General features: G+C 66.9%; 12 protein-coding genes. 7 read left to right on the plus strand and 5 right to left on the minus strand.

The window, feature by feature from the left end; all coding sequences use genetic code 11:
- The first annotated feature begins 260 nt into the window (after positions 1-260).
- From VA599_RS06240 to VA599_RS06250, 3 genes are all read left to right on the plus strand, one after another.
- On the plus strand, positions 261-2,885 hold the full coding sequence (locus VA599_RS06240) for a glycoside hydrolase family 15 protein (RefSeq protein ID WP_346787967.1): 2,625 nt from the start codon (positions 261-263) through the stop codon (positions 2,883-2,885).
- Positions 2,882-3,211, plus strand: a complete 330-nt coding sequence (locus tag VA599_RS06245; protein ID WP_346787968.1) for a hypothetical protein — start codon at positions 2,882-2,884, stop codon at positions 3,209-3,211. Before VA599_RS06240 ends, VA599_RS06245 begins: the two co-directional genes overlap by 4 nt.
- An 85-nt stretch (positions 3,212-3,296) precedes the next feature.
- Complete coding sequence (locus tag VA599_RS06250) at positions 3,297-3,824, plus strand: GNAT family N-acetyltransferase (RefSeq protein WP_104947849.1); 528 nt, start codon at positions 3,297-3,299, stop codon at positions 3,822-3,824.
- Positions 3,825-3,874: 50 nt separating this feature from the next.
- Here VA599_RS06250 and VA599_RS06255 read toward each other — a convergent pair whose 3' ends face one another.
- Entirely contained in the window at positions 3,875-6,142 is a 2,268-nt protein-coding gene (locus tag VA599_RS06255) for a nitric-oxide reductase large subunit (protein WP_346787969.1), read from the minus strand.
- Positions 6,143-6,328: 186 nt separating this feature from the next.
- The gene (locus VA599_RS06260; protein ID WP_346787970.1) at positions 6,329-7,426 is read right to left on the minus strand and encodes a nickel/cobalt efflux transporter; all 1,098 of its coding nucleotides are present in this window, start codon (positions 7,424-7,426) and stop codon (positions 6,329-6,331) included.
- A 115-nt stretch (positions 7,427-7,541) separates the two neighbouring features.
- On the opposite strand from VA599_RS06260, the gene VA599_RS06265 reads away from it, so the two are divergent.
- Positions 7,542-7,814: a metal/formaldehyde-sensitive transcriptional repressor gene (locus VA599_RS06265; protein WP_346787972.1), complete on the plus strand. Its 273-nt coding sequence runs from the start codon at positions 7,542-7,544 to the stop codon at positions 7,812-7,814.
- A gap of 6 nt (positions 7,815-7,820) precedes the next feature.
- Here the strand turns inward: VA599_RS06265 and VA599_RS06270 are convergent, their stop codons facing one another.
- Entirely contained in the window at positions 7,821-8,138 is a 318-nt protein-coding gene (locus VA599_RS06270) for a cupredoxin domain-containing protein (protein WP_021477717.1), read from the minus strand.
- A 14-nt stretch (positions 8,139-8,152) separates the two neighbouring features.
- A complete protein-coding gene (locus VA599_RS06275; RefSeq protein WP_346787973.1) occupies positions 8,153-9,109 on the minus strand; it encodes a metallophosphoesterase family protein in 957 nt (318 codons plus the stop codon).
- Between the two features lie 197 nt (positions 9,110-9,306).
- On the opposite strand from VA599_RS06275, the gene VA599_RS06280 reads away from it, so the two are divergent.
- The 3 genes from VA599_RS06280 to nemA all read left to right on the plus strand — a co-directional run bounded on the left by VA599_RS06280 (position 9,307) and on the right by nemA (position 11,874).
- Entirely contained in the window at positions 9,307-9,924 is a 618-nt protein-coding gene (locus VA599_RS06280; RefSeq protein ID WP_021477715.1) for a TetR/AcrR family transcriptional regulator, read from the plus strand.
- Between the two features lie 86 nt (positions 9,925-10,010).
- On the plus strand, positions 10,011-10,751 hold the full coding sequence (locus VA599_RS06285; protein WP_104947854.1) for an NADPH-dependent oxidoreductase: 741 nt from the start codon (positions 10,011-10,013) through the stop codon (positions 10,749-10,751).
- Positions 10,752-10,779: 28 nt separating this feature from the next.
- Positions 10,780-11,874 carry an alkene reductase gene (gene nemA, locus VA599_RS06290; protein ID WP_031296553.1) on the plus strand — a complete coding sequence of 365 codons (1,095 nt, stop codon included), beginning with the start codon at positions 10,780-10,782 and terminating at the stop codon, positions 11,872-11,874.
- A gap of 44 nt (positions 11,875-11,918) precedes the next feature.
- Here the strand turns inward: nemA and VA599_RS06295 are convergent, their stop codons facing one another.
- Complete coding sequence (locus VA599_RS06295; RefSeq protein WP_346787975.1) at positions 11,919-12,518, minus strand: TetR/AcrR family transcriptional regulator; 600 nt, start codon at positions 12,516-12,518, stop codon at positions 11,919-11,921.
- Positions 12,519-12,544: the final 26 nt, after the last annotated feature.

Raw genomic sequence — 12,544 nt, forward strand, 5'->3', positions numbered from 1 at the left:
TTTGCCCGGCTGTTGGCAGCGTAAGCGCCGCGAGGCCCGCCTCGCCCCATCCTTTGTGCCGGCAGGCCGGCTCGGCGCATGCCCTCCCATCCCAACGGCCTGGCGGAGCTTGCGTTTCACCGCGGCCTGTACTCCCGAACACTCGCGCGGGCGCGCGCCGCCGCCGTCTCATTTATTTGGTATATTGCGTAACAAAATTACAATGACATTGAGCCGCAAGGCTTCGTCAACGCCAGTAAAACAAAGAGGAGACAATAACCATGCCCCATCCGTCCCTGACCCGCCCGGCCCTGCTGGGCGTCCTGATCACCAGCCTGTTCGCTCCGGCCGCCCTGGCCGCGGAGGCCTTCGGCGCCCCCGGCGGCGCGCCAGTGCGCGGCCCGGCGGCCAAGTCCTTCGTCGGCACCGCTGTCGGCAGCCCTTCCCGCGTCTACTTCACCGGCTATCGCGGCATCGTGTCCGAGGTGTACTACCCGGCGCTGGACACGCCGGAATCGGTGGATCTGCAATTTCTGGTCGGCGACGCCGGCAAGACCTTCGTCGACGAGGAGAAACGCCAGGCCTACTCCGCCAGCCAGAGCGACAAGCGCACGATGAGCTGGATCGCCAGCACCGGCAACGACGGCCACAATTGGCGGATCAGCAAACGCATCTTCGCCGACCCCAACCGCGACGCGCTGGTGCAGCGCGTGACCTTCACCGCCCTGAACGGCCATACGGTCGGCGACTTCAATCTATACGTGCTGTTCAAGCCCTATCTGGACAACGTCGGCAGCGGCAACAGCGCCCAGACCGTGGCTGCAGCCGGCGGCTACGCGCTGGCGGCCAGCCGCAACAGCCGCGCCTCGGCGCTGATGGCCAGCCTGCCGTGGAAGACCGTCAACGGCCAGGCCATGCTGTCCAACGGCTTCGTCGGCCAGAGCGACGGCTGGACCGATCTGATAGGCAGCGGCGACAGCAAGATGGATTGGACCTTCAGCTCGGCCACCAACGGCAACGTCGCCCAGACCGGCTGGCTGGACCTGGGCAATCCCGCCGCGGCCAGCGTGTCTTTCGACATGGTGCTGGGTTTCGGCAAGAGCCAGGGCGACGCCGTCAACGCCGCCGCCGCGTCCTTGGGCAGCGATCTTTCAACCGCGCAACAGCAGTACGACAATGCCTGGCACGCCTACGCCGCCGGCCTGGCCACCCAGGGCGGCCTGGCCGATGACCGCTACTACCTGGCGGCGATGACGCTGAAAACCATGCAGGACAAGAGTAACGGCGCGATGATCGCCGGCATCGGCACGCCATGGGGCGAGACCCAGAGCGACGCCAACCAGGGCGGCTACCATCTGGTGTGGCCGCGCGACCTGTTCAAGTTCGCCAACGCCCTCTACACCGCCGGCGACGCCTCCACCGCCACGACCGTGGTCAACTATCTGTTCAACACGCTGCAGCAGAACAGCGACTGCGGCGTGGCGGAATACAACGCGCCTGGCTGCGCCGCCGGCTACAGCCGCGTCGGCCGCTTCCCGCAGAACGCCTGGGTCAGCGGCTGGCCGTACTGGCAGGGCACGCAGATGGACGAGCAGGCGATGCCCATCCTGCTGGCCTGGCGGCTGGGGCCGTCCGTTTCCAATCCGCTATGGCCCAAGATCAAGCAGACTGCCGACTACATCGTCGCCACCGGTCCGTGGAGCTACCAGGAGCGCTGGGAAGAGAACGCCGGCTACTCGCCGTCCACCCTCGCAGCCGAGATCGCCGGCCTGGCGGCCGCCGCCGACATCGCCCGCGCCAACGGCGACGACGCCAGCGCCGGCCGCTATCTGTCCGCCGCCGACTACTGGCAGCAGAACGTCGCCGCCTGGACCTACACCACCAGCGGCGGCTTCGGCAACGGCAGCTACTACATCCGGATCAACCCGGCCAATCGCGCCGGCAGCGGCACCGATCGCGCCAGCTTCAACCCGGCGGCCGGGCCGGACACGCCGCAGACGCTGACGGTCAAGAACGGCGGCGGCAGCCGCGATGCCCGCCGCGTGGTGGACGGCGGCTTCCTGGAGCTGGTGCGAATGGGCGTCAAGCGCGCCGACGATCCCACCATCGTCAACACCATGGCTGTGTTCGACAGCGTGCTCGGCCAGTATCTGGCGCTGCCCGGCGCGCCCAAGCTGCCGGCCAACGCCTGGTTCCGCTACAACTTCGACGGCTACGGCGAGCACAACGACGGCAGCGATTTCGACGGCGCGGGCGTCGGCCGGCTGTGGCCGATCTTCACCGCCGAGCGCGGCATGTACGAGATCGCCCGCCAAGGCGCGGGCAGCGCCGGCCAGCCCTACTTCGCCACCTTGAAGCTGCTGGCCACGCCGGAAGGCATGTTGCCGGAGCAGGTATGGTCCAACAGCGCCACGCTGCCGGACGGCTGGGCGGTGACCACGCCGGCCGGCTACCAGCCGGGCAGCGCCACCAAGTCGATGGGGCCGCTGAACTGGGCGATGGGTGAATACATCAGCCTGCTGGCCTCGATCAACGCCGGCCGCATCGTCGATGTCCCGCAAGTGGCATGCGCTCGCTACAACAACTGCCGCGCCGCGCCCAAGGCGGGCGAAGTGGCCGTCGGCATCAACGCCGCCGCCAGCACTCAGTGGGGCCAGCAGGTCTACGTCACCGGCAATGCCCGCGCGCTGGGCAACTGGAACACCGACCTCGGCATCCCGCTGGACGCCGCCGCCTACCCGTCATGGCGCAACGGCGTCAACCTGCCCGCCAGCCAGCAAATCGCCTACAAGTATTACCGCAAGAACGCCGACGGCAGCGTGAGCTGGGAAAACCTGTCCGGCAACCGCAGCCTGCAGACACCGGCCAGCGGCAGCCTCAGCTTGAACGACCAGGTGAGCTGGTGATCCCGCGCCGCGCCGGACTCGCCATCCTGATAGGCCTCGCGGCGGGCGGCGCAGCCTGGCGGCTGTGGCCGGCGGAGGCCCCTCCTCCTCCTCCTCCGCCCGCCGCGGCCAAACCAGCCATTGCACCGACGCTCCAGCCCATCGTCCATCAAGCCACGCCCATCACCAAGTGGCGGCCGCCAGCCCGTCCAGCGCTGCCCCCAGTGAAAAAGGGCGGCGATAGCTGGCGGCCGGAGGCGGCGCCGGTGATCGCGAAGGCGGAAATCCAGCGCGGCGCGCCGGACATTCCGGACGCGCAGCCGCTGCCCAGACCGCCCGATCCTTGAAAATGGCGAAGGTCCGGTCAACCGGGCCTTTTTCTTGCTTCATCATGCGTCCACTCATCCAAAAGAAGAACCTAGGAGAATCAAGATGGCGCAATTGGAAATCATCGCGCTCGACGCCGCGCAAGCCGAAGCCAGGCTGCCGGAATTGGCGGAACTGCTGCGCGCCTGCGTGCATGACGGCGCCAGCATCCATTTCATGCTGCCGTTTTCCATCGCACAAGCCGCCGCCTTCTGGCGCGGCAAGACGCTGCCCGGCGTCGCCGGCGGCAGCCGGGTGCTACTGGCCGCGCTGGCGGACGGCGAACTGGCCGGCAGCGTCCAACTGGACTGCGACACCCCGCCCAACCAGCCGCACCGCGCCGAGGCATGCAAGCTGATGGTGCATCCGCGCCATCGCCGCCTGGGCCTGGCCCGCGCGCTGATGGCGGAGCTGGAGGCGCAGGCGCGGCGACGCGGCCGCAGCCTGCTGACGCTGGACACCGCCAGCGGCGACAAGGCCGAGCCGCTATACCTGTCGCTGGGTTATCTGGAAGCCGGCCGAATCCCCGGCTACGCCTGGGATGGCCGCGGCGAAAAGCTGCAGGCCACCACGCTGATGTACAAGACGCTGTAAAACGCGAAAAAGCCGGGCATGCCCGGCTTTTTCCATTCTTAACCCCCCGCTCACGCCCGTTGCGCCGCGGCAGCCTTCCTGCCGCCCCAGCCCAGCAGCTTCAGGGCGAAGCGGCCCAGATACAGCACGCCCAGCGCGAACACGATGTCGCCCGGCACCCGCAGCCACACCAGATTCTGCATCAGCGCCGAGTGCACCACCTCCGGCGAGCGCGCGTACCACAAGCCATGCTCGATGCTGGCCCAGGCCTGGTAGATGCCGGAGGGCAGGATGGACATGAACACCATCATGAACAGGCCGATATTGAGCATCCAGAAAGTCGGTTTCAACAGGCCGTCATCCCATTGCTCCGCCTCCGACACGCCGCGCAGGCAGAACAGCATCAAGCCTATGCCCAGCATGCCGTAGACGCCGAACAGCGCCGCGTGGCCGTGGGCCGGCGTCATGTTCAGCCCCTGCACGTAGTACAGCGAGATCGGCGGGTTGATGGCGAAGCCCAGCAGGCCGGCGCCCACGGTATTCCACAGGCCGACCGCGACGAAGCACAGGATGGCCCACTTGTAGCGCGCCACCCATGGCGCGGCGCCGCCGCGGCGGTAAGTCTGCCAGCCTTCGAAACCCACCAGCGCCAGCGGCACCACTTCGAACGCCGAGAACACCGCGCCGATGGAAATCACCGCGGTGGACGCGCCGGTGAAGTACAGATGGTGCAGCGTGCCCAGGATGCCGCCGAACAGGAAGACAATGGTTTCCAGTACGATGGCGCGGTTGGCGCTGGCCATGCGGATCAGACCCAGCCGCGCGAAGATCAGCGCGATCACCGCGGTGGCGAACACTTCGAAGAAGCCTTCCACCCACAGATGCACCAGCCACCAGCGCCAGTACTCGATCATCGAGTAATGAGTGTGCTGGCCCCAGGCCAGCGAGGTGGCATAGAACAGGCCGATGCAGGCGGCGGACAGCAGCAGCATCGCGATCAGGCTGCGGCCCTCGGTCTCGGGATTGCGCAGCGCCGGCAGCAGCGCGCGCGTCACCAGGAACAACCAGAACAGCAAGCCGACGAACAGCAGGATCTGCCACACCCGGCCCATGCTGGTGTAAGCCAGGCCCTGGTTGCCGATCCAGAAGCTGAAGTCGGTGCCCAGCCGCTGCAGCGTGCCCAGCCAGCCGCAGACGGTGGAGCCGACCACGATGAAGATCAGCGCCCAGAACAACACGTCCACGCCCAGCTTCTGATGTTTGGGCTCATGGCCGGACAGCAGCGGCGCGATGTAGAGGCCGGTGGCCAGCCAGGCGGTGGCGATCCACAGCACGCCGAACTGGGTATGGATAGTGCGGCTCACCACCCAGGGCAGCACCTCGGCCAGCGGCAGGCCGAAGAAGCTGTGGCCTTCCACCGCGTAGTGGGCGGTGATGGCGCCCATGCCCACCTGGGTCAGCAACAGGCCGATCACCACATAGAAATACTTGCGGGTGGCGCGCATCGACGGCGTGGCCTTGAGCCGGCCCAGCGGATCGGCATCCGGCACCTGCGCGGGCTCCTCGCCCTCGCCGGCGGCCATGTGGTACCACACCATGGCGGCGATGCCGGCCAGCATCAGGATCACGCTGGCGATGGACCACATGCCATTGGCCGCGGTGGGCGCGTTGCCGACCAGCGGCTCGTGCGGCCAGTTATTGGTGTAGGACACGCCGGCCTCGCCCGGACGGTCGGCGGCGGTGGACCAGGCCGACCAGAAGAAGAACGCCGACACCGCCAGACGGTCGTCGGCCGACGGCAGCGCGTTGGCAGTCATCGCGTACTGCTCGCGCAGCTTGTCGAAAGCCGGATCGGCGCCGTACAGGCCCTGATAATGAGCGGCCACCTCGCGCGCGGCCGCGGCGCGGGCCGCGCTCAGCGTCAGCGTGTCGCTGGCCGCGTCATAGCCGTTGGCGCGCATCTCGCGGCGCAGCTCGGCGTCCAGCATGCCCTGATGGCCGACATCCAGCTGCGCGTAAGGCTTGCCGAAGCGCTGCCTGGCCCACTCCTCGCGCAGCGCTAGCGCCTCGCGGTGCAGCCAATCGGCCGACCAGTCCGGCGCCACGTAGCTGCCGTGCCCCCACACCGTGCCCAGCTGCTGGCCGCCGGACGCCAGCCAGGCCTGCTGGCCGCGGCGTATCTGCTCGCCGGTGAACAGCGCCTTGCCGTCGGCGCCCTGCACCACCGTCGGAATCGGCGGCGCCGCCTGATAGATTTCCTTGCCCATATAGAGCAGGACCGAGAATGACAGCAGGCAGATCACCGCCAGCCATCCCCATAGTCTTCGCGTGTTTTTCATATGCGCTCCCTTCGCGGGCCTCCCAAGTAACTGACTCAGTCCGCAGCCTACATGCTGGAATTAAAGATGTATATATTACACATCTTTAAGCATGATACAGATCAAGGCCTCGGAATCCATTCCTTGAAAACGCATGAAAAAAGGCGGCCCCGCGCGGGAGCCGCCCTTGTCGCCCTATCCAGCCGCTCAAGCCAAATGCGACCAGCCAGACCAGCCCAGATACAAGCCCACCAGCATGATCAGCGCGCCGGAAACATAGGGAGCCTTCCGCACCCATTCGCCGAAACCGCTCCAGCGGCCGGCCACGTGCTTGACGCTCAGCGCCGCCAGCACGCCGGACGCCACCATGGTCAGCGCCAGGCCGATGCTGAAGCACAACACCAGCGTCGCGCCCAGCGCCACCTGTTTCAGTTGCAAGCACAGCAGCAGCACCGTGATGGAGGCCGGGCACGGCACCAGGCCGCCGGTCAGGCCGAACACCACGATCTGGCCGGTGGTGACGTCGCGGCCGGCGAAGCGGCGGCGGATATCATTGGCGTGCGCCAGCTCGTGCGGATCCTGATAGCCGGGCGCGGACACGTCCAGGCCCTCGTCCCGAGCCGCCGCATGATGGCCATGCTCGGCGAATTCGATGTCGTAATCATGACTGTGATGGCCGTGCCCCAGTTTCAGGCGCGCGACGAAGGCATGCGGCTCGGGAATCACCTCCACCGACTCGAAGAACGCGCCGGCGTCGCGGAAAGCGAAAACCTGGCGGCCGCCGTCGGCGCGCTCCGTTTCCAGCGCAACTTGATCGGCCCGCCACGCCAGGCGATGGCCATCCGCGGCCGCCAGCCGGAAGCGCGGCGGCATGCCGGCCTCGGCAATCTCCAGCGCCACCACGCCGTGGCCGGTGTCTATCTCCTTGGCCTCGCCATCATGGTGATGATGATCGTGGCCATGCCGGCTATGGTGCCAGGTTCGCCACATCATCCACGCCGCCACCGCGATCACCAGCGCCGCCGAGGCGATCTGGAAATACGGCTCCGCGGTTTCCGCGTTCCAGTTGCGGCCGAAATGCAGGCCCGCCAATGCCACCAGCCAGACCACCGCGGTGTGGGACACGGTGGCGGCCAGGCCCAGCAGCACGGCTTGGCGCACCGAACCGCGGATGGCGACGATGAAGGCGGCCATCATGGTCTTGGAGTGGCCCGGCTCCAGGCCGTGCAAGGCGCCGAGCGCGATGGCGCTGGGCAGGAACAGCCAGGCGTTGCCCTGCTGCAGCAGAGCGGCGAAGGAATTCACAATAGTTTCCAGGCGAAGTGGGAATGGGGCGATTATACTCACCCCCAGTATTAAAATACTAGCCCCCAGTATATGCCATGCTAAGATCGGCCGATAAAACACGGAGAACCATGAGATGTCGCATACGGTACGGGACAAGACCAAGCTGCTGGCAAGAGTGCGCCGGCTGCAAGGCCAGACCGCCGCGCTGGAAAAACAACTGGAGAGCGATGGCGACTGTTCGGCCATCCTGCAGCAGATCGCCGCGATACGCGGCGCGGTCAACGGACTGATGCTGGCGGTGATGGAAGGCCATCTGACCGACCACGTGGTCAAGGAACCGGAGCTGGAGCAGCGCCAGCACGACCTGGACGCCGTGCTGCAGGTGCTCCGCTCCTATCTGAAGTAAACCCGCTCAGGGCTTGCGCACGTGCACCACGCCGGTCATGTACGGGTGCACCGCGCAGAAGTAGGCGTAATCGCCCTCCTTGTCGAACACATGCTCGTAGCGGTCGTCGGTGTCCAGCGCCTTGGAGACGAAAGTCTTGTCCCGGCCGGACACGGTGTGGGGAATCTCGTCGTGGTTGACCCACACCACCTTGGTGCCCGGCGCCACCGTCACCTCCTTGGGCGTGAACGCGAATTTGCTGATGTCCACCTGCTGCGGCCCGGCCCAGGCCATGCAGGCGGCCAGCCAGGCGCCCAGCGCCGCTCCCGTTTTCCAAGCGCCCATGCCATCCCCCTCTCTCAATGATCCAGCGGCGTATCGACCATCGCCAGCTGGCCGCTGCCCGGAACGATGGTCAGCTGACGCGTGCCCAACAGCTTGCCCAGCTCTCCGGCCGGCACCTTGACCGGCGCCGGCTCGCCGAAGCCGGCCTGGCCCGGCGTCGGCAGCGGATAGGCCAGCGAGCGCGCGGTGTGGAAGGCGACATGCCCCTCCACTTTCTGCATCACCTGGTGGATATGGCCGTTCAGCACCGTCACCGAGCCGAACGGCCGCAGCAGCGCCATCACCCGGTCGGCGTCGGCAGTGCCCCAGCCCCAGGGCTCGTACACCGTCCACAAAGGAATATGGGCCAGCACGATGATGGGCGTGGAGCGCGACAGCCCGGCCAGATCGCGCTTGAGCCAGGCCAGTTGCTCGTCGCCCAGCGCCGCCAGCCGGCTGGTGGAGAAGTTCAGCACATTGTTGAGCGCGACGAAGTGGACGCCGCCCTGGTCGAAGCTGTACCAGGCCTTGCCCTTGCCGTCGTGATCGAAGAACTTCAGATAGCCGGACACGCCGTCGTCCAGCGCGTCATGCTCGCCGGGGATGGTGTGGACGCGATCGACGCGGATTTCCTTGAACATCTGCCGCCCCAGGTCGAACTCCTCCGGCTTGGACAGGTGGCTGATGTCGCCGGTGTGCACGGCGAAGGCCGGCGCCCGCTGCAAGGCGTTGATGTCGGCGATCGCGCGGCGCAGGCTGCCCTGCACGTCGGGATTGGCCTCGCGGTGGAAGCCCAGGTGGGTGTCGCTGATCTGCACGAAACTCAGGCCGCCCTCGCCCGCGCCGATAGCCCCTGCAGCTTGCGCCCGCGGCACGCCTCCCGCCATGGTCCACACCAGCGCCGCGCCGGACCAGGCGGCCAGACAGCCCAAGGCCTCGCGGCGGCCGGCATCCGGCGCGCCCTCTTGCTCCGTCGAATCCTTCTCGTCCATCGCCCGCTCCTTTCGCAAGGCGCCGCCGCCCGGCCGTCCGACCGGATCGGCCGCTTGGCGGCGACGCGCTGAGCTGGTTGTAGGATGGGCATCCGGCGCAGTCAAGCCGCGCCGCTGTGGAATGAAAACGACAACGGTTTGAGAGTTGGCGGATAATTTTCTTGAAACTAGACGACTGGTCTAGTAGTATTCAGCGCATGTCACGAGCCAATCATTCAGCCGACACCCGCGAGCATCTGCTGGCCACCGGCGAGGAAATCATCCTCGGCAAGGGCTTCGCAGCCGTCGGGCTGGCGGAGATCCTCTCCACCGCCGGCGTGCCCAAGGGGTCGTTCTACCATTACTTTCCGTCCAAGGAAGGCTACGGCGTGGAAATGCTGCGCCGCTACTTCCTGAGTTACGACGAAAGACTGGTGGTGCTGCTGCGGCCCGAGTCCGGCAATGCCCGCGACTGCCTGATCCGCTATTTCCAGGGCTGGCTGGACACCCATCGTTGCACCGAACAGAGCCATACCTGCCTGGCGGTGAAACTGGCGGCGGAAGTGTCCGACCTGTCCGAGCCGATGCGCGAAATGCTGGCCGAAGGCATGGGCCGGCTGATCTCCCGCCTGGCCGACGCCATACGCCGCGGCCAAGCCGAAGGCAGCCTGTGCACCTATCTGGAAGCCGACGAGTTGGCCGCCAGCCTGTACAGCCTGTGGGTGGGCAGCGCGCTGCTGTACAAGGTGCAGCGCTCGGACCAGCCGATGCACAACGCCTACCGCTTGACGGAAACCATGCTGCCGCAGCCTGACAACGCCAGCTGTAAACGATAAAGAGAGCATCCCGCCGCAGCCGGCGGGTTTTCTTGAAGCCAATACTAGACGACTGGTCTACTCAAATAATTGAAATGGAGCGAATCATGAACGAAACCTTGCAACTGATGCACAGCCATCGCAGCGTGCGCAGCTATCAGGACAAGCCCATCGCACCGGAATTGCTGGACGCCATTCTGGACGCCGCCTGGAAAGGCCCGACCTCGATCAACGGCCAACAGGTCTCGCTGGTGGTGGTGCAAGACGCCGAACGCCGCGGGCGCATCGCCGAAATCGCCGGCGGACAGCCGTGGATCGCGCAGGCGCCGGTATTCGTCGTCGTGGTGATGGACTTCCACAAAACCCATCTGGGCGTGGAAATGGCCGGTGAAAAGCAGGTGATACACGACAGCGTGGAAGCCTTCGCCGTCGGCTCGGTGGATGCCGGCATCGCGCTGGGCAACATGATCACCGCCGCGCACGCCGCCGGCCTGGGCGTGGTGCCGATCGGCGGCATCCGCCGCGATCCGCAGGCGATGATAGACCTACTGGATCTGCCGGAGCTGACCTTCCCGCTGGTTGGCCTGGTGATAGGCCACGTTCAGGATGACGCCGAACCGAAGCCCCGCTTGCCGCGCTCGAGCTTCGTTCATCGCGAAAGCTACCAGGCCGAGGACTTGGCCGGCCACATCGCCGCCTACGACGACACCCTGCGCCGCCACTGGCAGGACATCGGCCGCGCCGACGGCGAGCCCTGGACCGCCAACACCGCGCGCTACTACCGCCAGGTTTACTTCCCCAAGGTCGCGCCCGTCGCGCGCGCCCAGGGTTTTGGCTTCGAGCAGTAACTCCGACAACTCCTCCAAGGAAACCGATATGCACGCCGATAAACTGCTGACCCCGCTGCAAATGGGCGCCATCGCCCTGGCCAACCGCGTGGCGATGGCCCCGCTGACCCGCCTGCGCAACATCGAACCGGGCGACGTGCCCGGCCCGCTGGCCAAGGAGTACTATCGCCAGCGCGCCAGCGCCGGCCTGATCGTGGCCGAAGGCACCCACATCTCGCCCACCGCCAAGGGCTATGCCGGCGCGCCCGGCATCTACAGCGAGGAACAGGTCCGCGCCTGGAGCGAAGTGACCGAGTCCGTGCACCAGGCCGGCGGCAAGATCGCGTTGCAGCTGTGGCACACCGGCCGCATCTCCCACCGCTCGCTGCAGCCTAACGGCGACGCGCCGGTCGGCCCGTCCGCCATCCAGGCCGACAGCCGCACCAATATCCGCGCCGCAGACGGCAGCCTGGTGCGCGAACAGTGCGACACCCCGCGCGCGCTGGAAATCGAGGAGATAGCGGACATCATCGAGGACTACCGCCGCGCCACCGACAACGCGCGCCGCGCCGGCTTCGACCTGGTGGAAATCCACGGCGCCCACGGCTATCTGATCGACCAGTTCCTGTCGCCGCAAGCCAACGTCCGCGCCGACCAATACGGCGGCAGCGTGGAAAACCGCGCCCGCTTCCTGCTGGAAGTGGTGGACGCGGTGGTGGCCGAGTGGGACGCCGATCACGTCGGCATCCGCATCTCGCCGCTGGGCATCTTCAACGGAGTCACCAACACCGACCAACTGGAAATGGCGCTGTACCTGGCCGAGCAGTTGGCCAAGCGCAAGCTGGCCTTCCTGCACATCTCCGAGCCTGACTGGGCCGGCGGCCCGGTGCTGGACGACGGTTTCCGCGCCGAGCTGCGCCAGCGCTATCCCGGCGTGATCGTCGGCGCCGGCGGCTACACCGCGGAGAAGGCCGAAACGCTGCTGAGGAAAGGCTATATCGACGCCGCCGCCTTCGGCCGCAGCTACATCGCCAACCCGGACCTGGTGGAGCGGCTGAAGCGGAACGCCCCGCTCAACCCGCCGAAGCCGGACAGCTTCTACGGCGGCGGCGCGGAAGGCTATACCGACTACCCCGCGCTGTAAGCTGCCAGCCAAGCCCCGCCGCCGCGGGGCTTTTTCACAGCCGATCAGCCGATCGACGCCTGCGCCTGGCGTTCGACAATGGCGCTGGCGATCCGCTGCGCAAGCGCGCCGGCATCGGCGATGGACCGGTTCTGAGTGGCGACCTGCGCGCCCTCGAACACCAGCATCAGTTCGCTCGCCGTGTCCTCGGGCGACGCGAAGCAGGCGGCCCGGCACAAACCCGCCAGCCGCCGCCACTGGCCTTGCTTGTATTCCTCTATCAGTTTGCGGCCGACGTGCTCCCTATCCGGCAGCTCCGCGATCGAATTGATGAATGGACAGCCGCGGTGCGACCAGGCGCCGGCGTCGTCGGCGAAGAAGGCCGCCCAAGCCAGGATCTGCGCGCGCGGATCGCCGGCGTGCTCGGCTTCGATGGCGTCGAACTTGCGCCAGTAGCCCGCGATCACCTGGCGCAGCCACTCCGCCAGCAGCGCGTCTTTCGACTGGAAATGGCGGTACAGCGCCATCTTGGTGGTATTCGCCCGGGCGGCGATCGCCTCGACGCCGGTCGCCCGGATGCCATCGTTGTAAAACAGCTCGCCTGCCGCCTCGAGGAGGCGCTCCCTCGGCGGGACCGAAGGCTCGGCCGCTTTTCCCTTGTTCATTTTTTCCATCCGTCTTGACGATGATA

The sequence above is a fragment of the Chromobacterium indicum genome (assembly GCF_039708975.1).
Taxonomy (GTDB): domain Bacteria; phylum Pseudomonadota; class Gammaproteobacteria; order Burkholderiales; family Chromobacteriaceae; genus Chromobacterium; species Chromobacterium piscinae.

Excerpts from the sequence above, each read along its gene's own strand:
- VA599_RS06270 (WP_021477717.1), bottom strand. The coding sequence starts at position 8,138 with ATGGGCGCTTGGAAAACGGGAGCGGCGCTGGGCGCCTGGCTGGCCGCC.
- VA599_RS06295 (WP_346787975.1), bottom strand. The coding sequence starts at position 12,518 with ATGAACAAGGGAAAAGCGGCCGAGCCTTCGGTCCCGCCGAGGGAGCGC.
- VA599_RS06255 (WP_346787969.1), bottom strand. The coding sequence starts at position 6,142 with ATGAAAAACACGCGAAGACTATGGGGATGGCTGGCGGTGATCTGCCTG.
- nemA (WP_031296553.1), top strand. The coding sequence starts at position 10,780 with ATGCACGCCGATAAACTGCTGACCCCGCTGCAAATGGGCGCCATCGCC.
- VA599_RS06240 (WP_346787967.1), top strand. The coding sequence starts at position 261 with ATGCCCCATCCGTCCCTGACCCGCCCGGCCCTGCTGGGCGTCCTGATC.
- VA599_RS06265 (WP_346787972.1), top strand. The coding sequence starts at position 7,542 with ATGTCGCATACGGTACGGGACAAGACCAAGCTGCTGGCAAGAGTGCGC.
- VA599_RS06275 (WP_346787973.1), bottom strand. The coding sequence starts at position 9,109 with ATGGACGAGAAGGATTCGACGGAGCAAGAGGGCGCGCCGGATGCCGGC.
- VA599_RS06280 (WP_021477715.1), top strand. The coding sequence starts at position 9,307 with ATGTCACGAGCCAATCATTCAGCCGACACCCGCGAGCATCTGCTGGCC.
- VA599_RS06250 (WP_104947849.1), top strand. The coding sequence starts at position 3,297 with ATGGCGCAATTGGAAATCATCGCGCTCGACGCCGCGCAAGCCGAAGCC.
- VA599_RS06285 (WP_104947854.1), top strand. The coding sequence starts at position 10,011 with ATGAACGAAACCTTGCAACTGATGCACAGCCATCGCAGCGTGCGCAGC.